The sequence below is a fragment of the Cupriavidus sp. MP-37 genome (genome assembly GCF_020618415.1).
Lineage (GTDB): Bacteria > Pseudomonadota > Gammaproteobacteria > Burkholderiales > Burkholderiaceae > Cupriavidus.
Window position 1 is genome coordinate 1,098,989 of record NZ_CP085344.1, and the last position, 23,132, is coordinate 1,122,120.

Consider the following 23,132-nt stretch of genomic DNA (forward strand, 5'->3'; position numbering starts at 1 on the left):
CGTCCCGGGCGACCAGGAAAAAAATTCATCACGACATGACAGATTTCCAGCCGATCCAGCTCACCGCCGCACCGCCCGCCGACCCCGCGGACAGCGAAGACACCGCCCGCGCCGACCTCTACGGGCTGCTGGCGACGCTGTTCTACCGCGCGCCGGACGCCGCCTTGCTGCATCACATCGCCGCCAACCGCGCCGTCGGCGACGACGCGCACACCGTGCTGGGCAAGGCGTGGAACGCGTTGTGCGACGCAGCATCCGAAACCACCGCGGCCGAGGCCGAGGAGGAGTACCGGCAACTGTTCGTCGGCGTGGGCCGCCAGGACGTGTTCCTCTACGGCTCTTTCTATATGACGGGCTTCCTCAACGAGCGCCCGCTGGTGGCGCTGCGCGAAGACCTGGCCCGCTATGGCCTGGAGCGCCACGAAGGCGTCAGCGAGACCGAGGACCATATCGCCACGCTGTGCGAGGTGATGCGCTTCCTGGTGGCGGGCGACGACCTGTCGGTGTCCAACCTGGGCGAGCAGCAGCGTTTCTATGCGAAGCATTTGCAGCCGTGGATCGAGCCCTTGTGCGAGGCGGTGGCGGCGCACCCGCAGGCGCGCTTCTATCGCAGCGTGGCCGGATTGCTGGGGACCTTCGCCAGCGTCGAGGCGGTGGCGCTCGAGATGAGCTGAGCGCGGGGGCTGATGCGGCGCAAGGCGCAGGTTTCCTAGCTCAAGTTGGAGCAGAAGGTAAGGAAAAACCCGTGCTTGTCATGGTCTTTCCTTTGAGTTGATTCTAGAATATGCATAACAACGCATAACGGCACAACCATCGGGCTTTGACAACCGAGGAGCCCCCACATGAGAGAAAAGCCAACCAGGGTCGCGCGCCGCACGTTTCTCGCGGGCGCCGGAGTTGTGGCCGCCGCCACGGGTGCGGCAGCGCTGAGCGCGCGCGCACCCGCCATGCCGGGCCAGGCTGCAGCCCTGCCGGAATCCACCGATCCTCCGTCGGACAGCAAGGGTTACCGGGTCTCCGACCACATCCGCAAGTATTACCGGACCACGCTGGTGTAACTGCCACGGCGGCGTGGTCTGGCGCGCCGCCTGCAACCGGACGCTACCCAATCGTCCGTTTCTGAGGTGAGACATGATCTTGACCCGCAAACGCGCGGCGCAGGGCGCATCCGCCCGCCTCGCTGACGGCCTCGCCAGCCGGCCCGAATCCGCCTCCGGCCGGCTCTCGCAACGACTCGCGGCAAGCCTGGCGGGCGCCATGCCCACCATGGACCGCCGCGGCTTCCTCAAGCGCTCCGGCATCGGGGTCGGCGCCGGCCTCGCGGCCGGGCAGCTGACGCTGCTGCGCAAGGCCGACGCCGCCGACGACAAGAAGGCGGCCGCCGGCGACGGCAAGACCGGCATCGTGGTCCGGCGCACCGTGTGCGGCCACTGCTCGGTCGGCTGCGCGGTCGACGCGGTGGTGCAGAACGGCGTGTGGATCCGCCAGGAGCCGGTGTTCGATTCGCCCCTCAACATGGGCGCGCACTGTGCCAAGGGTGCCGCGCTGCGCGAGCACGGCCACGGCGAATACCGGCTCAAGTACCCGATGAAGCTGGTCAACGGCAAGTACCAGCGCATCGGCTGGGACCAGGCGCTCGACGAGATCACCGCGAAGATGAAGGAGATCCGCCAGCAGAGCGGCCCGGACTCGATGTTCTTCGTCGGCTCTTCCAAGCACAGCAACGAGCAGTCCTACCTGATGCGCAAGTGGGTGTCGTTCTTCGGCACCAACAACACCGACCACCAGGCGCGCATCTGCCACTCCACCACCGTGGCGGGCGTGGCCAACACCTGGGGCTATGGTGCGATGACGAACTCGTACAACGATATGCAGAACTCGAAGGCTGCGTTGTATATCGGTTCGAACGCGGCCGAGGCGCACCCGGTGTCGATGCTGCACCTGCTGCATGCCAAGGAGAACGGCTGCAAGGTGATCGTGGTCGATCCGCGCTTCACGCGCACCGCGGCCAAGGCGCACCACTATGTGCGGATCCGCTCCGGCACCGACATCCCGTTCCTGTTCGGGGTGCTGTACCACATCTTCAAGAACGGCTGGGAAGACCAGAAGTACCTGAACGACCGTGTCTACGGCATGGACAAGATCAAGGAGGAGGTGCTGGCCAAGTGGACCCCCGACAAGGTCGAGGAGGTCACCGGCGTGCCCGAGGCGCAGGTCTACCTGGTGGCCGAGACCATGGCCAAGAACCGGCCCAGCACGCTGGTGTGGTGCATGGGCCAGACCCAGCACACCATCGGCAACGCGATGGTGCGCGCCTCGTGCATCGTGCAGCTGGCGCTGGGCAATATCGGCGTGTCGGGCGGCGGCGCCAACATCTTCCGCGGCCACGATAACGTGCAGGGCGCCACCGACGTGGGGCCCAACCCCGATTCGCTGCCGGGCTACTACGGCCTGGCCACCGGCGCGTGGAAGCACTACGCGGCGGTCTGGGGCGTGGACTACGAATGGATCAAGAAGCAGTTCGTGTCGCAGGCGATGATGGAGAAGTCCGGCACCACGGTGTCGCGCTGGATCGATATCGTCACCGAGAAAAACGAGCTGATCGACCAGGACAACAACGTGCGCGGCGTGTTCTTCTGGGGCCATGCCCCGAACTCGCAGACGCGCGGGCTGGAGATGAAGAAAGCCCTCGACAAGCTCGACCTGCTGGTGGTGGTGGACCCGTATCCGTCGGCGACCGCGGCGATGGCCAACATGCCGCCGGCCGAAGGCGACAAGGTCAACCCCAACCGCGCGGTATACCTGCTGCCCGCCGCCACGCAGTTCGAGACCTCGGGCTCGTGCACGGCTTCGAACCGCTCGCTGCAATGGCGCGAGAAGGTGATCGAGCCCTTGTTCGAGTCGATGCCCGACCACACCATCATGCAGGCCTTCGCCGACAAGCTCGGCTTCGGCAAGGAGCTGTCGAAGAACTACAAGATGATCGAGGTCAAGCGGGCCGGCCGGACCTGGATGGAGCCGGAGCCGGAATCGATCCTGCGCGAGATCAACGCCAGCAACTGGACCATCGGCTACACCGGCCAGTCGCCCGAAAGGCTGAAGGCGCACATGCGCAATATGCAGATGTTCGACGTCAAGACGCTGCGCTGCAAGTCGGGCAAGGACCCGGTCACCGGCTACGACCTGACCGGCGACTACTTCGGGCTGCCGTGGCCGTGCTATGGCACGCCGGAGCTGAAGCACCCGGGCTCGCCCAACCTGTACGACACCACCAAGCATGTGATGGACGGCGGCGGCAACTTCCGCGCCAACTTCGGCGTGGAGCGCGATGGCGTCAACCTGCTGGCCGAGGACGGCTCGCACTCGCTGGGCGCGGAGATCACCACCGGCTATCCCGAGTTCGACCACGTGCTGCTGAAGAAGCTGGGCTGGTGGGACGACCTGACCGATGCCGAGAAGGCCAAGGCCGAGGGCAAGAACTGGAAGACCGACCTGTCCGGCGGCATCCAGCGCGTGGTGCTGAAGAACCATGGCTGCCATCCGTTCGGCAACGCCAAGGCGCGCGCGGTGGTGTGGAACTTCCCGGACCCGATCCCGCAGCACCGCGAGCCGCTGTACTCCACGCGTCCCGACATGGTCGCCAAGTATCCGACCCACGACGACAAGATGGCGTTCTGGCGGCTGCCGACGCTGTACAAGTCGGTGCAGCAGCGCAACCTCGAGAACAAGGTGGCCGAGAAGTTCCCGATCATCCTGACCTCCGGGCGGCTGGTCGAGTACGAGGGCGGTGGCGAGGAAACCCGTTCCAACCCGTGGCTGGCCGAACTGCAGCAGGAGAACTTCGTCGAGATCAACCCGCGCGCCGCGTCCGACCGCGGCATCCGCAACGGCGACTACTGCTGGGTCAAGACCCCGACCGGCGCCACGCTGAAGGTGCGCGCGCTGGTGACCGAGCGGGTCGGGCCCGATACCGCCTTCATCCCGTTCCACTTCTCGGGCTGGTGGCAGGGCAAGGACCTGAAGGACTACTACCCCGAAGGGGCGATGCCGGTGGTGCGTGGCGAAGCGGTCAACACCGCCACCACGTATGGCTATGACTCGGTGACGATGATGCAGGAAACCAAGACCACCATTTGCCAGATCGAGCGGTTTGCCTAAGCGCAGAGGAACACCATGGCACGCATGAAATTTATCTGTGACGCCGAGCGCTGCATCGAGTGCAACAGCTGCGTCACTGCCTGCAAGAACGAGCACGAGGTGCCCTGGGGCGTCAACCGGCGCCGCGTGGTCACGGTCAACGACGGCATGGTCGGCGCCGAGAAATCGATCTCGGTGGCCTGCATGCACTGCTCGGACGCCCCCTGCATGGCGGTCTGCCCGGTCGACTGCTTCTACCGCACCGAGGACGGCGTGGTGCTGCACGACAAGGACGTCTGCATCGGCTGCGGCTACTGCTCCTATGCCTGTCCGTTCGGCGCGCCGCAGTTTCCGTCGACCGGCACCTTCGGCGTGCGCGGCAAGATGGACAAGTGCACCTTCTGCGCCGGCGGTCCGGAGAAGAACGGCTCGGAAGCCGAGTTCGAGAAGTACGGCCGCAACCGGCTCGCCGAAGGCAAGCTGCCGCTGTGCGCCGAGATGTGCTCGACCAAGGCGCTGCTGGGCGGCGACGGCGACGTGATTGCCGACATCCTGCGCAACCGCGTGATCAAGCGCGGCACCGGCGGCGACGTGTTCGGCTGGGGCACGGCCTACGGCAATGCCCAGGCCCAGGCCGGCGCCAAGCCCGGGGCACCGGCGCAGCAGCCCGCGCCGGCACCGGCCGCGCCCGCCGCGCCGGCCGCGCCGGCAGCCACGGCACCCGCAGGAGGAAAAGCGTCATGAACCGCATCCGCGTCGTTGCACTGGTGTCGCTGTGCGGCGTGCTGCTGGCAGCGTGCGGCGAGAAGCCGCAGACCATCGGCCCGTCGCACCGCAAGGCCGACGCCCAGGCGTTCCAGGGGGCCCCGGACGATCCGTTCGTGGCCAAGGGCTGGACCGCCGGCGACCGGACCAGCTGGAACAACCAGATCCGCCAGCGCACCCAGTTGCAGAACGAGTACAACCGGGTGCAATGAGCGCGCCGCCGTGTGGACTTCCCGCCAGCCGGGAACTGAAGGAGGGGCTATGACGCCGTCGCACAATCGATGCCGCGCCGGAGGCTGGCGTGGCTGGCTGGCCGCCGGCGCGCTCGCCCTGGCGGCTGTGGCCGGCAATGCCGCCGCGCAGGCTCCGGCACCCGCGCCCGGGCCGTCGACCGGACCGGCGACAGCATCGGCCAATGCCGACGCCAATAACCCGGCCACGCATCCGGCGCAGCCGCTGGCCGGCATTGCTTCCGAGAACATCTTCAACATCCCGCCGCGCGACATCGCCGCCGAGGCCAGGTCGCAGCAGCAGCGCAGCGTCACGCAGCCGGGCAACAATGCGCCGATGTGGCGCGAGGTCAATTCCGACCAGCGCCACTACAGCAGCCTGCCCGACAAGGAAGCCGGGGTGCTGATCCAGCGCACCGGCCAGTCGTGGCGGCTGTTCCGCAACGGCGTCATCACGGTCTGGGGCGGCTGGCTGCTGCTGATCGTGCCGGTGGCGATCCTCGGCTTCTTCCTGTGGCGCGGCACCATCCCGCTGCGCACGCCGAAAACCGGCCGCATGATCGAGCGCTTTACCCCGCTCGAGCGCATCGTGCACTGGACCATGGCGATTTCCTTCGTGGTGCTGGCGGTGTCGGGCATCGTGATGCTGCTGGGCAAGCATTTCCTGCTGCCGCTGATGGGCCATATGCTGTTCGGCTGGCTCAGCTACATCCTGAAGAACCTGCACAACGTGGTGGGGCCGATCTTTACGCTGTCGGTGATCGTCGCCTTCGTGGTGTTCCTGCGCGACAACCTGCCCAGCCGCGACGACCTCCGCTGGGTCACCAGCCTGGGTGGGCTGGCCTCGGGCAAGCATGTGCCGAGCGGGCGCTTCAACGCCGGCGAGAAAATGTGGTTCTGGGTGGGTGTGTTCGTGTTCGGGCTGGTGCTGTCGGCGTCGGGCTGGGTGCTCGACATGATCGTGCCCGGCATGGACTACTACCGCGCCACCATGCAGATCGCCAACGTGATCCACGGCATCTCGGCGGTGCTGATGATTGCGATGGCGTGCGGCCATATCTATATGGGCACCATCGGCATGGAAGGCGCCTACCGCGCCATGCGCGATGGCTGGGTCGACGAGGCCTGGGCCAAGGAGCACCACGAGCTCTGGTACGACGACATCAAGTCCGGCAAGATCCCGGCGCAGCGTTCGGCCAGCCCGGATGCCGCCGCGGCCCGGCCGGCACGGCAGAGTCCCGGCGAAGCCTGAAGCGCGCCACGAGCGGGCCCCACGACACAGCAGGAATCCACGACGATGACACGTATCCTGACACTGATCGCCGTAGCCGCCGGGGCCGCCTGCACGGCCTTCGCCCCGGCTGCGCTGGCCAAGCTGCCCGCGCCGACCGAGGCCCAGCAGGCCAAGGCCGCCGAGACCAGGGCGCGCACCGCCTGGTCCGACAAGGTCGCGGCCTACCAGCTGTGCCGCGCCCAGGACAAGATCGCCGGGCGCTACCTGGCCGACCGCAAGACGCACGGGCAGCAGGCGCGCGAGCCGGTGCAGACCGCCGCCTGCGCCGATCCGGGACCGTTCGTGGCCCCGGCCCCCGCCATCGCCAGCACCGCCGGTGCCCCCGCGGCAGGCGCGGTACAATCGCCGGCAAAGGCGCCGTAACTCCCGCCCCGCGCATGCCGCTCGGGGCTTCACCCGCAGCCCCGAGTCCCTCGTCATGACCTTGCGTCCCGAGCTTACCCAGGCAGCCGTTCCCCTGATCGAAGAGGTTGAAGTCGTCGACGAGCAAGGACGCGTGCGCGCGGCCTACCTGCCGGGCGAGCGGCCGCTGACGGTCTATCTCGACAAGCGCGAGCTGGTCACGCTGATGACGCTGGGCGGCGCGCCCGAGCACCTGGTGCTGGGCTACCTGCGCAACCAGCGCCTGGTGGAATCGATCGAGGACATTGCCGCGGTGCAGGTCGACTGGGAAACCGAGTCCGCCGCGGTGACCACCCGCACCGGCGTCGACCGCATCGAGGAACGCACCGCGCGCCGCGTGGTGACCACGGGCTGCGGCCAGGGCACCGTGTTCGGCTCGCTGCTGGACGAGGTCGACAGCATCCGGCTGCCGGTCGGCGCCATGCTGGACCAGGACACCCTGTACGGCATCATCGACACCATCCGGCTGCAGCAATCGGTGTACAAGCAGGCCGGCTCGGTGCATGGCTGCGCGCTGTTCCAGGGCACCGAGCTGCTGATGTTCGTCGAGGACGTCGGCCGCCACAATGCGGTCGATGCCATTGCCGGGCGCATGTGGCTGGAAGGCATGAGCGGTGGCGACAAGATCTTCTACACCACCGGACGCCTGACTTCCGAAATGGTGATCAAGGGCGCGCAGATGGGCATCCCGTTCCTGCTGTCGCGCTCGGGCGTGACGCAGATGGGCTACCAGATGGCCCGGCGCGTCAACCTGACGCTGTTCGCGCGCTGCACCGGCAAGCACTTCCTGCTCTATACGGGGCGGGAGCGCTTCCGCCACCGCCAGCCCGAAGACGTCGTGGCGTAGCGGTCACTCGCTCGCCAGCCTCCCAGGCTTGAAGGACGTGCGCCGAATGGTTGTACAATGCGGCGCACTCCGAGCCGTCTATCCTCCCAACCTTATGAGCATCAAATCCGACAAATGGATCCGCCGCATGGCGGAGCAGCACGGCATGATCGAGCCGTTCGAGCCAGGCCAGGTCCGGGAGGCCGACGGGCGCAAGATCGTGTCGTACGGCACCTCGAGCTACGGCTACGACATCCGCTGCGCCGACGAATTCAAGATCTTCACCAATATCAACAGCACCATCGTCGACCCGAAGAACTTCGACGAGAAGTCCTTCGTCGACTTCAAGGGCGAGGTCTGCATCATCCCGCCCAACTCGTTCGCGCTGGCGCGCACGATGGAATACTTCCGCATCCCGCGCAGCGTGCTGACCATCTGCCTGGGCAAGAGCACCTACGCCCGCTGCGGCATCATCGTCAACGTGACGCCGTTCGAGCCGGAATGGGAAGGCTATGTGACGCTGGAGTTCTCGAACACCACGCCGCTGCCGGCCAAGATCTACGCCGGCGAGGGTTGCGCCCAGGTCTTGTTCTTCGAGAGCGACGAGATCTGCGAGACCTCGTACGCCGACCGGGGCGGCAAGTACCAGGGCCAGCACGGTGTCACACTGCCGAAGACCTGAGCGCATTACAATCCGGCGTCTGCCGGCACGGCGCGCCTGCCAGGGCCGCCAAACCTGACGTGAGAGCCACATGCCGCCGTCGCAGGGAACCCCTGCGGGCCATGTGGCTCAAGTCCTTTATGTCCTGCTTTCCATCAAGGATGCCCGATGAAATTCCGCTTCCCCGTCATCATCATTGACGAAGACTTCCGCTCCGAGAACATCTCCGGCTCCGGCATCCGCGCGCTGGCCGAGGCGATCGAGAAAGAGGGCATGGAAGTCATGGGGCTGACCAGCTACGGCGACCTGACCTCGTTCGCCCAGCAGGCCAGCCGGGCATCGACCTTCATCGTGTCGATCGACGACGACGAGTTCGCCAGCGACAGCGAGGAGCTCGAGGCCGCCGCGATCGAGAAGCTGCGCGCCTTCGTCACCGAAGTGCGCCGCCGCAACTCCGACCTGCCGATCTTCCTGTACGGCGAGACCCGCACCTCGCGCCATATCCCCAACGATATCCTGCGCGAGCTGCACGGCTTCATCCACATGTTCGAGGACACGCCCGAGTTCGTGGCGCGCCATATCATCCGCGAAGCCAAGGTCTACCTGGACACGCTGGCGCCGCCGTTCTTCAAGGCGCTGATCGACTACGCGCAGGACAGCTCGTATTCGTGGCACTGCCCGGGGCACTCGGGCGGCGTCGCGTTCCTGAAGAGCCCGGTGGGCCAGGTGTTCCACCAGTTCTTCGGCGAGAACATGCTGCGCGCCGACGTCTGCAACGCCGTCGACGAACTGGGCCAGCTGCTCGACCACACCGGCCCGGTGGCGGCGTCGGAGCGCAATGCCGCGCGCATCTTCAACTCCGACCACATGTATTTCGTCACCAACGGCACCTCCACCTCGAACAAGATGGTGTGGCATGCCAACGTGGCGCCGGGCGACATCGTGGTGGTGGACCGCAACTGCCACAAGTCGATCCTGCACGCGATCATGATGACGGGGGCGATCCCGGTGTTCCTGATGCCGACGCGCAACCACTACGGCATCATCGGCCCGATCCCGAAGAGCGAGTTCGATCCGCAGACCATCAAGAAGAAGATCGCCAACCATCCGTTCGCCAGCAAGGCGAAGAACCAGAAGCCGCGCATCCTGACCATCACCCAGGGCACCTACGACGGCGTGCTGTACAACGCCGAGCAGATCAAGGAAATGCTGGCCGCGGAGATCGACACGCTGCACTTCGATGAGGCCTGGCTGCCGCACGCGGCGTTCCACGACTTCTATCGCAACATGCACGCGATCGGCAAGGACCGCCCGCGCAGCAAGGACGCGCTGGTGTTTGCCACGCAGTCCACGCACAAGCTGCTGGCGGGCCTGTCGCAGGCGTCGCAGATCCTGGTGCAGGATTCCGAGACGCGCAAGCTGGACCGCTACCGCTTCAACGAAGCGTACCTGATGCACACCTCGACCAGCCCGCAGTACTCGATCATCGCCTCGTGCGACGTGGCCGCGGCGATGATGGAAGCGCCGGGCGGCACCGCGCTGGTGGAAGAGAGCATCCAGGAGGCGATGGACTTCCGCCGCGCCATGCGCAAGGTCGAGGGCGACTACGATGCCGGCAACAACGGCGACTGGTGGTTCAAGGTGTGGGGCCCGGACGCGCTGATCGAAGACGGCATCGGCGACCGCGAGGAATGGATGCTGAAGGCCAACGAGCGCTGGCACGGCTTTGGCGACCTCGCCGACGGCTTCAACCTGCTCGACCCGATCAAGGCCACCATCATCACCCCGGGCCTTGACGTCGACGGCGAGTTCAGCGAGCGCGGCATCCCGGCGGCGATCGTCACCAAATACCTGGCCGAACACGGCATCATCATCGAGAAGACCGGGCTGTACTCGTTCTTCATCATGTTCACCATCGGCATCACCAAGGGCCGCTGGAACTCGCTGGTGACCGAGCTGCAGCAGTTCAAGGACGACTACGACCAGAACCAGCCGCTGTGGCGCGTGCTGCCGGAATTCGTCGGCAAGTATCCGCAGTACGAGCGCATGGGCCTGCGTGACCTGTGCGATGCCATCCACAGCGTGTACAAGGCCAACGACGTCGCGCGCGTAACCACGGAGATGTACCTGTCGGACATGGAACCGGCGATGAAGCCGTCGGACGCGTGGGCCATGATGGCCCACCGCGAGATCGAGCGCGTGCCGGTCGACGACCTGGAGGGCCGTGTCACCGCGATCCTGCTGACGCCGTACCCGCCGGGCATTCCGCTGCTGATCCCGGGCGAGCGCTTCAACCGCACCATCGTGCAATACCTGAAGTTCGCGCGCGAGTTCAACAAGCTGTTCCCGGGCTTCGAGACCGACATCCACGGCCTGGTCGAGGACGAGGTCGACGGCAAGAAGGCGTACTTCGTCGACTGCGTGAAGCAAGGCGCCTGAGCGCCAGCCGGCCTCCCGCCGCTGCAGCAGGGCCCCGCCACGGCGGGGCCCTTTCTTTTTGCCCTAGCTGAACGGATTCAGCACCATCGTGCCGGTGCCGCGGAAGTCCGCGACATTGCGCGTGACGATGGTGAGGCGGTGGATCAGCGCGGTGGCGGCGATGAACTTGTCCAGCGCGTGCTCGGGCCGCGCCGCGCGCAACTGGCCCCAGACCTGCGCGACCTCGGCATCGACCGGCAGCACCTGCCGGCCGAAGTCCTCCAGCACATTGGCCAGCCAGCGCTCCAGCAGCGCCGCCTGCACCGCGTCGCCGCGCTGGCGGATCAGGGCCACGCCGCGCTGGAGTTCGCCCACGGTCAGCGCCGACAGGTAGAGCGCGGCCCCCTCGCGCGCCGCCTCCCGGAAGAAGGCCCGCACGCCGGGGTTGGCGCGCTCGCGCTTGCGGGTCTCGCTGATGACGTTGGTGTCAATCAAATACACGCGGCGCCTCGCCCGTATCCTGGATGCGCGCGAAGTCGGCGTCCTGACCGACCTCCGGCATGCTGGACAGCACCTCGGCAAAGCTGCGCCGGGCGGTGCCGCCCAGCGCCTGCGCCAGGATGGCGCGGTGTTCGGCCTCGGCGCTGCGGCCGTTGGCGGCGGCCTGCTCGCGCAGGCGCTGGACCAGCGCTTCATCGATGCCACGAACCAGTAGGGTTGCCATCTTGAACTCCTCACCGTTGGATGGAGCGATGATAGCATTGTTATCATTACGGCGGTCACGTATCGATGGCAGGCAGTAGACCGGGGTCCCGGCGGCGCGCCCCGCGCATTTGGTGCTTGGCATGGTGTTCTCCTGAGTCATGGGCTGAATGCAGGAGCCAGTCTGGGCCGAGCCGGCCCGCTGGTCGATGAGCCGATTCGCAATTGCGCGGGTTGCCTCGCGGCGGCGCCGGTGCCTGGGGCGTCAGCGCTGCGCCAGCACCTCCTCCAGCGTCACGTGCCCCTGGAACCCGCCCTGGCTTTGCGCCGGCGCCTGCCGCTCGATCGCGTGCGCGAAGCGCACCGCCGGATCGTCTTCGAGCTTGTCGAACAGCCGCTGCAGGCCGGGGTAGTCGTTGCGGTCCAGTACCTGGTGGTAGCGGGTCCAGCGGGCGATACCGATGAAGTACGCATCCGCCAGCGTGCGCTGTTCGCCCAGCAGCCAGGGCTTGTCACCCAGCATGGCTTCCAGTTCGGCATGCACGTTGCGCACTTCGGCCGCGCCATAGCGGGTCAACGCCTCCAGCTCGGCACCCTGTGCGCCATGCTCGAGCGCATACCAGAGCGGGGCGAAGGCACCGAAAAAGCTGGTGTTGAGGTAGGCCAGCATCTGGTTGAGCCGGTCGAAGTCGCGCGTACCCTGGGCAAAGCCGAGACCCTGCTCGATGCCGCGCGCGCCGAGGTGGTTCAGGATCGCCAGGCTTTCGCTGAGGAAATTGCCCTGCGCGTCCATCAGCGTCGGCGTTTCGCCGATCGGGTTGATCTGGCGGTAAGCAGCGCTGGTCACGACTTCCGGCATGTCGATGCGGCTCAGGCGATAGGGCTGGCCAAGCCATTCCAGCGCGACGATGGAGCCGAACGAGCAGCCGGAGGGAACGCCGTAGAAGAGGGTGGGGGTAGGCATGAATGGTTCTCCTGGATTTGGTTAGGGCCCGCCGATCGGGCACAGCAGAACTGTAGATGCATGGACTTTGCGTGAGTAGTACGCAAAAATCCGACCTATCGTCCACACATATAGACTTTGCGCGCCATGCTCAACCTCAACGACCTGCGCTTCTTCGTCGTCGCCGTCACCCATGGCGGGTTTGCTGCCGCGGGGCGGGCCCTGGGAGTGCCCAAGTCCACCGTCAGCAAGCGCGTGGCCGAGCTGGAACAGGCACTGCAGGCGCGGCTGCTCTACCGCAGTTCGCGCAGCTTCACGCTGACCGATGCCGGCCGCGACTTCTATGACCACGCGCACGCCGCCCTGATCGAAGCCGAGGCCGCGCAGGAGGCGGTGCAGCGGCGCGTGGCCGAGCCCAGCGGCACGGTGCGCATCACGGCCGCGGTGCCCACCGCGCAGCGGTACCTGGCGCCGCACCTGCCGGCGCTGGCGCGTGCCTATCCGCGCCTGCACGTGCAGCTGGAGGTGTCCGACCGCATGGTCGACCTGGTGCAGGAAGGCTTCGATATCGCGGTGCGCAGCCATTTCGCGCCGCTGCCGGACTCCGGCCTGGTGCAACGCCAGCTTGCCGTGGAGGACATCGTGCTGGTGGCGTCGCCCGACTACCTGGCCGGGCGCGGCACGCCGGCATCGCCCGCGCAGCTGTCCGGCCACGACGGGCTGCTGACCGGGGCCGCGGCGGCAACGTGGCGCCTGTGGGGACCCCAGGGCGAGCGCGCGGAAGCCAGCCCGGCGCCCCGCATGACCGTGAACGAATCGACCGTGCTGCTCGGCGCCGCCATGGCGGGGCTGGGCATCGTGCCGCTGCCGCACGAGCTGTGCCGCGCGGCGCTGACGGCCGGGCAACTGGTGCGGGTGCTGCCGCACTGGACCGCCGGCAGCGTGACCACCACGCTGCTGTTGCCGGCGCGGCGCGGGCAGCTGCCCGGGGTGCGCGCCACCGTCGACTTCCTGGTGCAATGCCTGGCGCCCGGCAGCGCGGGCCATGCCCTGCCGCAATGAAAAAGCCCCGCATTGCTGCGGGGCCTTGGGAGGATTGCCGGAGTCTGCCGCCGGCGCAGTCCTATTTCTTCTTCTCGAACTCGAACTGCGGCGCGGCCGATTCGCTTTCCGCCGGTGGCTGCGTCGGCAACTCGAGCGAGCCGGACTCGGCCGGCGCCGAACCCGGGCCCGGAATCGACAAGCCCGGCGTGGCGGGCTTGGGGCTGCTGCCTTCCAGGTCGATGTTCAGGTCGCGCGTGATGCTGCGGTCCTGTGCCTTCTGCGTGCCGGTGCTGACCAGGCCGGGGAAGACGATGATCAGCGCCACCATCACCAGCTGGATCACCACGAACGGCACCGCGCCCCAGTAGATTTCGGAGGTCTTGACTTCGCGCGGGGCCACCGAGCGCAGGTAGAACAGCGAGAAGCCGAACGGCGGGTGCATGAACGAGGTCTGCATGTTCACCGCCAGCAGCACGCCGAACCAGATCAGGTCGATGCCGAGCTTGTCGGCCACCGGACCCACCAGCGGCACCAGGATAAAGGCCAGCTCGAAGAAGTCCAGGAAGAACGCCAGCAGGAAGAACAGCACGTTCACCGCCACCAGGAAGCCGGTCTGGCCGCCCGGCAGCGCGGTCAGCAGGTGTTCGACCCAGATATGGCCGTCGACGCCGTAGAACGTCAGCGAGAACACACGCGCGCCGATCAGGATGAAGATCACGAAGGCCGACAGCTTGAGCGTGGCTTCCATGGCCTGCCGGGTCAGGCCCAGGTCGAGGCGGCGCTTCACCATGGCCAGGATCAGCGCGCCGAGCGCGCCCATGCCGCCGCCTTCGGTCGGCGTGGCCACGCCGATGAAGATGGTGCCGAGCACCAGGAAGATCAGCGCCAGCGGCGGGATCAGCACGAAGGTGACCTTCTCCGCCATCTGCGACAGCAGGCCGAGCTTCAGCGTCTTGTTGATCACGGCCAGCACGAAGGCGAACAGGATTGCCGCGCCCACCGAGACCACCAGGCGCTCATCCAGCGGGGCTTCGGGCTTGTAGAGCTTGTCCACCGCCACGCCCACCGCCACCGCCAGCGCGGTCAGCACCAGCACCGAGGCGGCGCCGCTCTTGCCGCTGGGCTCGCGGAAGGTGCGCGCCTCGATCGGCAGCGCCGGTGCCGCGGCCGGCTTGATGATCGTGACCATCAGCACGTACAGCATGTAGAGCCCGGTCAGCACCAGGCCCGGCACGAACGCGCCCTTGTACATGTCGCCCACCGAACGGCCGAGCTGGTCGGCCAGCACGATCAGCACCAGCGACGGCGGGATGATCTGCGCCAGCGTGCCCGACGCCGCGATCACCCCCGAGGCCAGCCGCTTGTCGTACTTGTACTTCAGCATCAGCGGCAGCGAGATCAGCCCCATCGAAATCACCGAGGCCGCCACCACGCCGGTGGTCGCCGCCAGCAGCGCGCCGACGAAGATCACCGCGTAGGCCAGGCCGCCGCGGATCGGGCCGAACAGCTGCCCGATGGTGTCGAGCAGGTCCTCGGCCATGCCCGAGCGTTCCAGGATCAGGCCCATGAAGGTGAAGAACGGGATCGCCAGCAGCGTATCGTTCTCGATGATGCCGAACAGCCGGCTGGGCAGCGCCTGCAGCAGCTCGGGCGGCAGCATTCCCAGCTCGATGCCGATAAAGGCGAACAGCAGCCCGTTGGCGGCCAGCGCAAAGGCGATCGGGAAGCCCGACAGCAGGAATACCACCAGCGAGGCGAACATGATCGGTGCCATGTTCGCAATCAGGAATTGCGTCATCGTGCGCGCCTCTTATCGTTTGTCAGACGGGGCGGTCTGGTTGGCCTGCGCGATCGCGGCAATTTCCAGCGCCGGATCGACCGCGTGCTTGCGGAAGGCCGAGAACGGCAGTTCCCCCTTCAGGTAGGCAAAGCGCTTGATCAGCTCGGACAGGCCTTGCAGGATCATCAGGGCAAAGCCGGCCACGATCAGGAACTTGGCCGGCCAGCGGATCAGGCCGCCGGCATTGCCGGACATTTCATGGCCGGCGTAGGACAGCCAGAAGTAGGGGATCGACAACCAGAGGATGATGGCGGAGATCGGCAGCAGGAAGAACAGGATGCCGAACACATCGATCCAGACCTGGGTGCGCTCGGAAAAGCGGCCGGCGATCACGTCGATGCGCACATGCTCGTCGCGGCGCAGCGTGTACGGGGCCCCTAGCAGGAACACGCCGGCGAACATATACCACTGCAGTTCAAGCCAGGCGTTGGAACTGATGCTGAAGGTGTAGCGAATGATGGCGTTGCCTGCGCAGACCAGCACGGCCAGCAGGACCAGCCATTTCGCCCACTGCCCGATGAAAGCATTCACGGCGTCGATAAGCCGCGAGATCCTCATAAGGGAAGACATGTGATCGTCCTAGGGATGGGGGATACAGGGGTGGCGCGTTAGTCTACGGCGTCGGCGGCCCTGCATCTTTAGGGTGAATCCCCAGTGCATCACATTCTTTGGCGATTTCGCACGAATTGTCTGCGAATCGCGCGCCGTGCCGCGCGGATTCGATATTCCCGTGCCGGATATCGGCCTACCGCAGTGGCCGCTTCATGCAATACACAACAGTTGCCGCGGCCAGGGGCAGAAAAGAAAAACGGGAGCTTGCGCTCCCGTTGCCGGCTTGCCGGGGTGGTCGCTGCGGCGCGGTCAGCCGTTCAGCGCCTTGCGTGCCGCGGCGATGGCCGCGCGCACCTGGTCCGGCGCGGTGCCGCCGATATGGTTGCGCGCCGCGACCGAGCCTTCCAGCGTCAGCACCGCATGCACATCGTCGCCGATCAGCGCGGCCTCGTTGCCCAGGCCGGAGACCTCGCGCAGCTCTGCCACGGTCAGGTCGGCCAGGTCGCACTGGCGGCCGTCGCAGGCGCGCACGGCGTGGGCCACGGCTTCATGGGCGTCGCGGAAGGGCAGGCCCTTCTTGACCAGGTAGTCGGCCAGGTCGGTGGCGGTGGCATAGCCCTGCAGCGCGGCGGCGCGCATCGCTTCGGGCTTGACGCTGATGCCCGGCACCATGTCGGCGAAGATGCGCAGCGTGTCGACCACGGTATCGACCGTATCGAACAGCGGCTCCTTGTCTTCCTGGTTGTCCTTGTTGTACGCCAGCGGCTGGCCCTTCATCAGCGTCAGCAGGCCGATCAGGTGGCCGTTGACGCGGCCGGTCTTGCCGCGCGCCAGTTCGGGCACGTCCGGGTTCTTCTTCTGCGGCATGATCGAGCTGCCGGTGCAGAAGCGGTCGGCGATGTCGATAAAGCCCACGCGCGGGCTCATCCACAGCACCAGCTCTTCCGAGAAGCGCGAAACGTGGGTCATCACCAGCGCCGCGGCGGCGCAGAATTCGATGGCGAAGTCGCGGTCCGAGACGGCATCTAGCGAATTGCGGCAGACGCCGTCGAAGCCCAGCTGCTGCGCCACGAACTCGCGGTCGATCGGGTAGCTGGTGCCGGCCAGCGCGGCGGCGCCCAGCGGCAGGCGGTTGACGCGCTTGCGGCAGTCGGCCATGCGCTCGGCGTCGCGCGTGAACATCTCGTTGTACGCCAGCAGGTGGTGGCCGAAGGTGACCGGCTGCGCTACCTGCAGGTGGGTGAAGCCCGGCAGGATGGTGTCGGCGTTGTGCTCGGCCAGGTCCAGCAGCGAGGTGCGCAGCGCGCCCAGCAGCACGATGATGTTGTCGATCTCGCTGCGCAGCCACAGGCGGATGTCGGTGGCAACCTGGTCGTTGCGCGAGCGGCCGGTGTGCAGGCGCTTGCCGGCATCGCCCACCAGCGCGGTCAGGCGCGCCTCGATATTCAGGTGGACGTCTTCCAGGTCGAGCTTCCATTCAAAGCTGCCGGCCTCGATCTCGCCCCGGATCTGCGCCATGCCGCGCTCGATCTCGGCGCGGTCGGCCTCGGCGATGATGCCCTGCTTTGCCAGCATGGCCGCGTGGGCCAGCGAGCCCTGGATGTCGAACAGGGCCAGGCGCTTGTCGAAGAACACCGAGGCGGTGTAGCGCTTCACCAGGTCGGACATCGGTTCGGAGAAGCGGGCGGACCAGGCTTCGCCTTTCTTGGCAAGTTGGGAGGTGGACATGGACGTCGGCTGCAGTGGCTCGCGCGGCAGGCGGCCGGCGTGCGGACGGCGGCGGGCGCGAAAAATTGGGAAACGGCGATTATATCGCCCGGCGGCGCGCTGGCGGTGCCGGCCGCCACGGCAGCGCAGCCGTCAAGGTCCGCTGTGGATCACGGGCCCCCTGAACACGACCGGGCCGCTCGGCCCGTCGGCATTGGGCGAGCCGCCGGCCGGCTCGATACTGACGGCCAGCGCGGGCACCGCCGGTGGCCGCTGCGCCAGCGCCAGCCGCGCTTGCGGCACCCGGCCGATCAGGCCCAGCGACCGCGGCGTGCCGCCTTGCGGCAGCGCCCACAGCTGCAATACCTGCCGGTCGCTCAAGCGCAGGTGATCCAGGCGGCGCACCAGCAGTTCGCGTCGGCCTGCGTCCCATGACACCAGCATGGCCGGTTGCCCGCGGTCGTCGTTGAGCACGGCGATGACTTCAGCGGGCGCCGCCTCGCGCTGCTGCGCCAGGTGCATGCCGATGCCGATCGCCAGCACGGCCACCAGCGCCAGGGCGGCCGCGGCGCCGCGCCAGAAGACCGGGGCGGACCACAGGCGCTGCCACCAGCTGCCGGCAGCATCGGGGCCAGGGGCGCCGACCGCGGCGGCCGGGCTGCGATCCTCGGCCGCTTTCCAGCCCAGCCTCTCCTCGATCCCGCACCAGACCTTGTCGACCGGCACCGCCGCCGCCTGCAGTTCGGCCACGCCGGCCAGGCGCGCCTGCCAGCGGTGGATCGCCGCGCGCACCGCCGGTTCCTGATGCGCCAGCCGCTCCAGGCGCCGGCGCGCGCCGCCGCGCAGCACGCCCAGCGCGTACTGGGCGGCGATCCGGTCGAGCAGGTCGGGATGGCTGGCCAGCTTCATGCCGCGCCCTCCATGCAGTTGCGCAGCCGCTCCAGCCCGCGCCGGATCCACGACTTGACCGTTCCCAGCGGCGCCCGCAGGCGCTCGGCCAGCTCGGCATGGCTCAGGTCCTGCAGGTAGGCCAGCATGATGGCCTGGCGCTGGGACTGCTCCAGCCGCTGCAGGCAGCGGTTGAGCGCGCGCGCCTGCTGGCTGGCCTCGGCCAGTTCGGCGGGCCCGGCGGCGTCATCGGCCAGCCATTCGCCAAGGTCTTGGTCCAGCTCGGCGGTCTGCGCAACGCGCGCCGCTGCCGCGCGGCGCAGGCAGTCCAGCGCGCGGTTGCGCACGATCGCGGTCATCCACGTCATCGGCGCGGCCACCTGCGGCCGGTAGTCGCCGGCGTGGTGCCAGATGCTGACAAAGCTCTCCTGCACGACATCCTCCGCCCAATCGCGCCTGCCGGTAATACGCAGCGCAAGCCCAAACAGTTTCGTCGCGGTGAGGTCATAGAGCGCGCGCAGCGCCTGGCGCTCGCCCACGGCCACGGCCTGCAACAGTCCCTCCAGCCGGTCGGGACTGGCGGGCGCGGCATAAGACGGCTGCGGGGAGGGCACCGGGACGGCTCCTTGCAGGGAAGCTTTGCCGGATTATAGGTAGCGCCGCATCCAAACGCCCGGCACCTGCGTAGATATCGACAGGCGCAAGCCAGGCACCCCATCCCCGGGGCGCCACGTTGTCATCCCTCACAGGAGAACACCATGGACCGCATGTCACACAAGCCCGCGCGCGAGCCCGACACCATCGTCACGCTGCCGGACGCGCGCCGGCGCGGCCTGCTCAAGGCGCCCGGCCTGTTCGCGCTGGGCTCGCTGGCCGTCATCAGCCTCGGCGAGTCGATGCCGGCGTGGGCGCAGACGCAGTCGGGCAGCACCAAGGACGACATCAATATCCTCAATACCGCGCTGGGGCTGGAATACCAGGCGATCGCGGCCTACCAGATCGGCGCCGAAAGCGGGCTGCTGCAAAAGCCGGTGCTGGCCACCGCGGTCAAGTTCCAGGACCACCACAAGGCCCATGCGCAGGTGCTGGCCGGCACGGTGTCGAAGCTGGGCGGCACGCCGGTGGTGGCGAAGAAGGCGTCGGCGTATGAGTTCCCGACTGACAAGCTGAAGACGCAGGCCGATGTGCTGCGCTTTGCCGCCGGGCTGGAGAAGGGCGCCACGTCGGCTTACCTGGGCGTGCTGCCGAATTTCTACAACCGCGAGCTGACGCGCGCCGCCGGCAGCATCCTCGGGGACGAGGCGATGCACTGGGCGGTGCTATTGCATGCGCTGGGCGAGGATCCGGTGCCGGGGGCGTTTGTGGGGTGAACCGGTTGAGATCGGGTGAAGCTTGCCGACGGGTTGCTCCCCTCTCCCGCGCGCGGGAGAGGGGCAGGGGGTGAGGGCAGGAGGGTCAAAGGCCGAGGCCGGTGGGTTAACACCGTTGGCCTTGCTTGATGTGGTTCCTTATCAAACCGCCCCTCACCCCGGCCCTCTCCCCATGAGGGGAGAGGGAGAACACCTTGCTTGGGCCAGGTCGGGCGGCTTGGGCCCCACCCAAAATCGCTCTGTCTTGCCGAGGTGTGGGTTGGCCTGTCAACCCGTATTGCGCAACCCCGCCGCCACCCCGTTGATGGTCAGGTGGATCCCGCGCCGTACCCGGATGTCATCGCCATCCTTGCCCGAGCGGAAGCGCTTGAGCAGTTCCACCTGCAAGTGGTTGAGCGGATCCAGATATGCAAAGCGGTTCTTGATCGAGCGCGCCAGCAGCGGGTTGTCCGCCAGCCGTTCCTGGTGGCCGGTGATCAGCGCCAGCATGTCGCAGGTCAGGTGCCATTCCTTGCTGATGCGGTTGAACACGTTGCGGCGCAGCGTGGCGTCGTCGCACAGCTGGGCGTAGCGCGAGGCCACGGCGAGGTCGGTCTTGGCCAGCACCATGTCCATGTTGGACAGCAGCGTCGAGAAGAACGGCCAGGTCTTGACCATGCGCCGCAGCGTGGACACGGCCTGCTTGCGCGCCTTGTCGTCCGGCGCGCTGTCGAGCAGCGAGCGCACCGCGCTGCCGAAGCCGTACCAGCCCGGCAGCAGCAGGCGGCACTGCCCCCACGAGAAGCCCCACGGGATCGCGCGCAGGTCTTCGATGCGGCGGTTCTTCTTGTCCATCAGCTTGCGCGAGGCCGGGCGCGAACCCAGGTTCAGGTCGGCGATCTCGGTGATCGGCGTGGTGGCGAAGAAGTAGTCCTTGAAGCCCGGGGTCTCGTAGACCAGGTCGCGATAGGCGGTAAAGGCGCGGTCCGACAGCTGCTGCATCACGGCCTCGAAGGTATCCAGGTCCTTCGGCGCGTTCTGCTGCGGCAGCAGCGACGCCTCCAGCGTGGCGGCGACCACCGTTTCGAGGTTGCGCCGGCCGATCTCGGCATTGGCAAACTTGCTGTTGATGATCTCGCCCTGCTCGGTCAGGCGGATCTGGCCGTTGACCGTGCCCGGCGGCTGCGACAGGATAGCCTGGTAGGTCGGGCCGCCGCCGCGGCCGACGGTGCCGCCGCGGCCGTGGAACAGGCGCAGCTTGACGTTGCGCTGCTCGAACAGCTGCACCAGCTCCAGCTCGGCCTTGTACAGCTCCCAGGTGGACGTCAGGAAGCCACCATCCTTGTTCGAGTCCGAGTAGCCCAGCATCACCTCCTGCTCGACGCCATGGTGCGCGACCACCGCGTCGAAGCCCGGCAGGTCCAGCAGCGACTGCATGATGCCGGCGGCGTTGCGCAAGTCTTCGATGGTCTCGAACAGCGGGATCACCATCAGCTCCATGCGCGCCGGGTCGGTCTTGCTGCCCAGCGTGCCCTGCAGCATGCCCGATTCCTTCTGCAGCAGCATCACCTCGACCAGGTCCGACAGCGTCTCGGTATGCGAGATGATGTAGTTGCGCGCCACGCGCTTGCCATAGCGCGCACGCAGCTCGCGCGCGGCGGCGAAGATCGCCAGTTCCTTGCGGGTCTGCTCCGAGTATTCGTGCCACGGCAGCGTCAGCAGGCGCGGCTGGCGCAGTTCGGCCAGCAGCAGTTCCAGCTTGCGCTGCTCGGGCAAGGCGGCGTAGTCGGGGGCGATGCCGGCGGCGGCGAACAGTTCGGCGATGACCGCCTCGTGCACGTCGGAGACCTGGCGCATGTCGACCGAGGCCAGGTGGAAGCCGAACACGGCGATGGCGCGCGCGAGCGCGTCGATGCGGTGGCTGGCCAGCGCCTGGCCGTGGTGCGCGCGCAGCGAATCGATCACCACCTGGATGTCGGCGCCGAAGGCCTCGGCGCTGTCATAGGGCTCGGCCGGCGCCACCGGGCGGCGCGTCGCGGCATGGCCGGTCAGCGCCTTGCAGGTGGCGGCCAGGCGCGCGTAGATGCCGATCAGCGCGCGCCGGTAGGGCTCGTCGGCGCGGTGCTCGGAATGGTCGGGCGAGCGTTCGGCCAGCGCCAGCAGTTCCGGGCTGGCATCGACCATCAGCGTCGACATCGACAGCTCGGCGCCGAGCGCGTGGACCTCGTCCAGGTACCAGTCCAGGATCAGCTGCGCCTGCTGGCTGGCGGCGTGCTCCAGGGTTTCGGCGGTGACGTTGGGGTTGCCGTCGCGGTCGCCGCCGATCCACGAACCCATCTGCAGGAACGGAGCCAGCGGCGCCGCCTGCGTGCCCGGCGCGCCGGCAGCGCCCTTGCGCTTGCGCGTGGCCGGGAACACCGCGGCGATGTCTTCTTCCAGCTCGCTCATCAGCTGCGGGATGCCGCGCAGGAAGGTGGTGCGGTAGTACGACAGCGCGTTCTCGATCTCGTCGGCCACGGTCAGGCGCGCATCGCGCAGCATGCGGGTCTGCCACAGCGTGGTGACCTTGGCGCGCAGCTGCGCGGTGTTGTGCTCGCGCTCGCGCGCCGTCATCGGCAGGTCGCGCTCGGCCAGCAGGCGGGCGATCTCACGTTCGGCGTCTAGGATGCTCTTGCGCTGGACTTCGGTCGGGTGCGCGGTCAGCACCGGCACGATCAGCGCCTCGTCCAGGAACTTGCGCAACTGCTTGCCGGTCACGCCGGCGGCGTCGATCTTTTCCAGCGCGTGCTGCAGGCTGCCGTCCTGCGGCGGCGAGCCCGCCAGCGCATGCACGCGGCGGCGGCGGTTGTGGTGCTGGTCCTCGGCGATATTGGCCAGGTGCGAGAAATAGCTGAAGGCGCGCACCACCTGGTTGGTCTGGTCGCGCGACAGGCGCTTGAGCAGCCGGTCCAGCTCGGCGCCGGCGGCGCGGTCGTTCTCGCGGCGGAAGCGCACCGCGGTCTGGCGGATGGTCTCGACCACCTCGAAGGCGGCGTCGCCTTCCTGCTCGCGCAGGCAGTCGCCCAGCAGGCGGCCGAGGAAACGGATGTCCTCGCGCAGCGGTACGTCCTTGTCAGCGGTGCGGCGGGCGGGGGCGGCGGCGATGGTGGTTCCGTTGCTCGACACGATCGAAAGCCTGGGCTTGGGGGAGCGCTTGGCTGCGCGGGGGGCGGAGCGGGGCGGTTTGGCGCCGGTTGCGCCGGTTGCGTCACCTTTGGCGGCGGCCGAATCCTTGGCGGCCGCAGCGGTCTTCCGACCATTGGGCCGCGCAGCATGCTGCGTCATGCAATCTCCTCTTGCTTCTCTAAGCTTATGTAATGGTGCGGAGGGGCGCG

The 23,132-nt window shown here is 67.6% G+C and carries 21 protein-coding genes; 12 read left to right on the plus strand and 9 right to left on the minus strand.

The genetic code is table 11. The features are described 5' to 3' along the window. The first annotated feature begins 35 nt into the window (after positions 1-35). The 10 genes from LIN44_RS05160 to LIN44_RS05205 all read left to right on the plus strand — a co-directional run bounded on the left by LIN44_RS05160 (position 36) and on the right by LIN44_RS05205 (position 10,754). Positions 36-674 carry a molecular chaperone gene (locus LIN44_RS05160; RefSeq protein ID WP_227313805.1) on the plus strand — a complete coding sequence of 213 codons (639 nt, stop codon included), beginning with the start codon at positions 36-38 and terminating at the stop codon, positions 672-674. Positions 675-842: 168 nt separating this feature from the next. Next, positions 843-1,058 carry a formate dehydrogenase gene (locus tag LIN44_RS05165; protein ID WP_227313806.1) on the plus strand — a complete coding sequence of 72 codons (216 nt, stop codon included), beginning with the start codon at positions 843-845 and terminating at the stop codon, positions 1,056-1,058. 73 nt (positions 1,059-1,131) lie between these two features. After that, positions 1,132-4,158 (plus strand): molybdopterin-dependent oxidoreductase, encoded by a 3,027-nt coding sequence (locus LIN44_RS05170; RefSeq protein WP_227313807.1) that lies wholly within the window; start codon positions 1,132-1,134, stop codon positions 4,156-4,158. 15 nt (positions 4,159-4,173) lie between these two features. Then, positions 4,174-4,881: a formate dehydrogenase FDH3 subunit beta gene (fdh3B, locus tag LIN44_RS05175; RefSeq protein WP_227313808.1), complete on the plus strand. Its 708-nt coding sequence runs from the start codon at positions 4,174-4,176 to the stop codon at positions 4,879-4,881. Then, positions 4,878-5,114, plus strand: coding sequence for a hypothetical protein (locus LIN44_RS05180; protein WP_227313809.1), 237 nt, complete (start codon positions 4,878-4,880; stop codon positions 5,112-5,114). Before fdh3B ends, LIN44_RS05180 begins: the two co-directional genes overlap by 4 nt. 49 nt (positions 5,115-5,163) lie before the next feature. Further along, complete coding sequence (locus LIN44_RS05185) at positions 5,164-6,384, plus strand: formate dehydrogenase subunit gamma (RefSeq protein ID WP_227313810.1); 1,221 nt, start codon at positions 5,164-5,166, stop codon at positions 6,382-6,384. Positions 6,385-6,429: 45 nt separating this feature from the next. Then, complete coding sequence (locus tag LIN44_RS05190; RefSeq protein ID WP_227313811.1) at positions 6,430-6,789, plus strand: hypothetical protein; 360 nt, start codon at positions 6,430-6,432, stop codon at positions 6,787-6,789. 55 nt (positions 6,790-6,844) lie between these two features. Beyond that, the gene (locus LIN44_RS05195; RefSeq protein WP_116370449.1) at positions 6,845-7,675 is read left to right on the plus strand and encodes a formate dehydrogenase accessory sulfurtransferase FdhD; all 831 of its coding nucleotides are present in this window, start codon (positions 6,845-6,847) and stop codon (positions 7,673-7,675) included. A 94-nt stretch (positions 7,676-7,769) separates the two neighbouring features. Next, on the plus strand, positions 7,770-8,336 hold the full coding sequence (gene dcd, locus LIN44_RS05200) for a dCTP deaminase (protein WP_018008077.1): 567 nt from the start codon (positions 7,770-7,772) through the stop codon (positions 8,334-8,336). 147 nt (positions 8,337-8,483) lie between these two features. After that, entirely contained in the window at positions 8,484-10,754 is a 2,271-nt protein-coding gene (locus tag LIN44_RS05205; RefSeq protein WP_227313812.1) for an arginine/lysine/ornithine decarboxylase, read from the plus strand. A 63-nt stretch (positions 10,755-10,817) separates the two neighbouring features. Here the strand turns inward: LIN44_RS05205 and LIN44_RS05210 are convergent, their stop codons facing one another. From LIN44_RS05210 to LIN44_RS05220, 3 genes are all read right to left on the minus strand, one after another. Further along, on the minus strand, positions 10,818-11,234 hold the full coding sequence (locus LIN44_RS05210; RefSeq protein ID WP_227313813.1) for a type II toxin-antitoxin system VapC family toxin: 417 nt from the start codon (positions 11,232-11,234) through the stop codon (positions 10,818-10,820). Then, on the minus strand, positions 11,221-11,457 hold the full coding sequence (locus tag LIN44_RS05215; RefSeq protein ID WP_227313814.1) for a DNA-binding protein: 237 nt from the start codon (positions 11,455-11,457) through the stop codon (positions 11,221-11,223). The genes LIN44_RS05210 and LIN44_RS05215 overlap by 14 nt, the downstream gene beginning before the upstream one ends. 243 nt (positions 11,458-11,700) lie before the next feature. Further along, on the minus strand, positions 11,701-12,399 hold the full coding sequence (locus LIN44_RS05220) for a glutathione S-transferase family protein (protein WP_227313815.1): 699 nt from the start codon (positions 12,397-12,399) through the stop codon (positions 11,701-11,703). A gap of 126 nt (positions 12,400-12,525) precedes the next feature. On the opposite strand from LIN44_RS05220, the gene LIN44_RS05225 reads away from it, so the two are divergent. Continuing rightward, positions 12,526-13,440: a LysR substrate-binding domain-containing protein gene (locus LIN44_RS05225; protein ID WP_227313816.1), complete on the plus strand. Its 915-nt coding sequence runs from the start codon at positions 12,526-12,528 to the stop codon at positions 13,438-13,440. Between the two features lie 61 nt (positions 13,441-13,501). On the opposite strand, the gene LIN44_RS05230 is transcribed toward LIN44_RS05225, so the two are convergent. From LIN44_RS05230 to LIN44_RS05250, 5 genes are all read right to left on the minus strand, one after another. Further along, a complete protein-coding gene (locus tag LIN44_RS05230) occupies positions 13,502-15,220 on the minus strand; it encodes a TRAP transporter large permease subunit (protein ID WP_227313817.1) in 1,719 nt (572 codons plus the stop codon). Positions 15,221-15,232: 12 nt separating this feature from the next. Beyond that, complete coding sequence (locus tag LIN44_RS05235; RefSeq protein WP_227313818.1) at positions 15,233-15,832, minus strand: TRAP transporter small permease subunit; 600 nt, start codon at positions 15,830-15,832, stop codon at positions 15,233-15,235. Positions 15,833-16,123: 291 nt separating this feature from the next. Beyond that, positions 16,124-17,542, minus strand: a complete 1,419-nt coding sequence (argH, locus tag LIN44_RS05240) for an argininosuccinate lyase (protein WP_227313819.1) — start codon at positions 17,540-17,542, stop codon at positions 16,124-16,126. A gap of 132 nt (positions 17,543-17,674) precedes the next feature. Beyond that, positions 17,675-18,430, minus strand: a complete 756-nt coding sequence (locus LIN44_RS05245; protein WP_227313820.1) for an anti-sigma factor domain-containing protein — start codon at positions 18,428-18,430, stop codon at positions 17,675-17,677. Next, a complete protein-coding gene (locus tag LIN44_RS05250; RefSeq protein WP_227313821.1) occupies positions 18,427-19,023 on the minus strand; it encodes a sigma-70 family RNA polymerase sigma factor in 597 nt (198 codons plus the stop codon). Before LIN44_RS05250 ends, LIN44_RS05245 begins: the two co-directional genes overlap by 4 nt. Positions 19,024-19,167: 144 nt before the next feature. Here LIN44_RS05250 and LIN44_RS05255 point away from each other — a divergent pair, with 144 nt between their 5' ends. Next, positions 19,168-19,779 (plus strand): ferritin-like domain-containing protein, encoded by a 612-nt coding sequence (locus tag LIN44_RS05255; protein ID WP_370641617.1) that lies wholly within the window; start codon positions 19,168-19,170, stop codon positions 19,777-19,779. Positions 19,780-20,046: 267 nt separating this feature from the next. Here the strand turns inward: LIN44_RS05255 and ppc are convergent, their stop codons facing one another. Continuing rightward, complete coding sequence (gene ppc / locus LIN44_RS05260) at positions 20,047-23,082, minus strand: phosphoenolpyruvate carboxylase (protein WP_227313822.1); 3,036 nt, start codon at positions 23,080-23,082, stop codon at positions 20,047-20,049. Between the last annotated feature and the right edge of the window lie 50 nt (positions 23,083-23,132).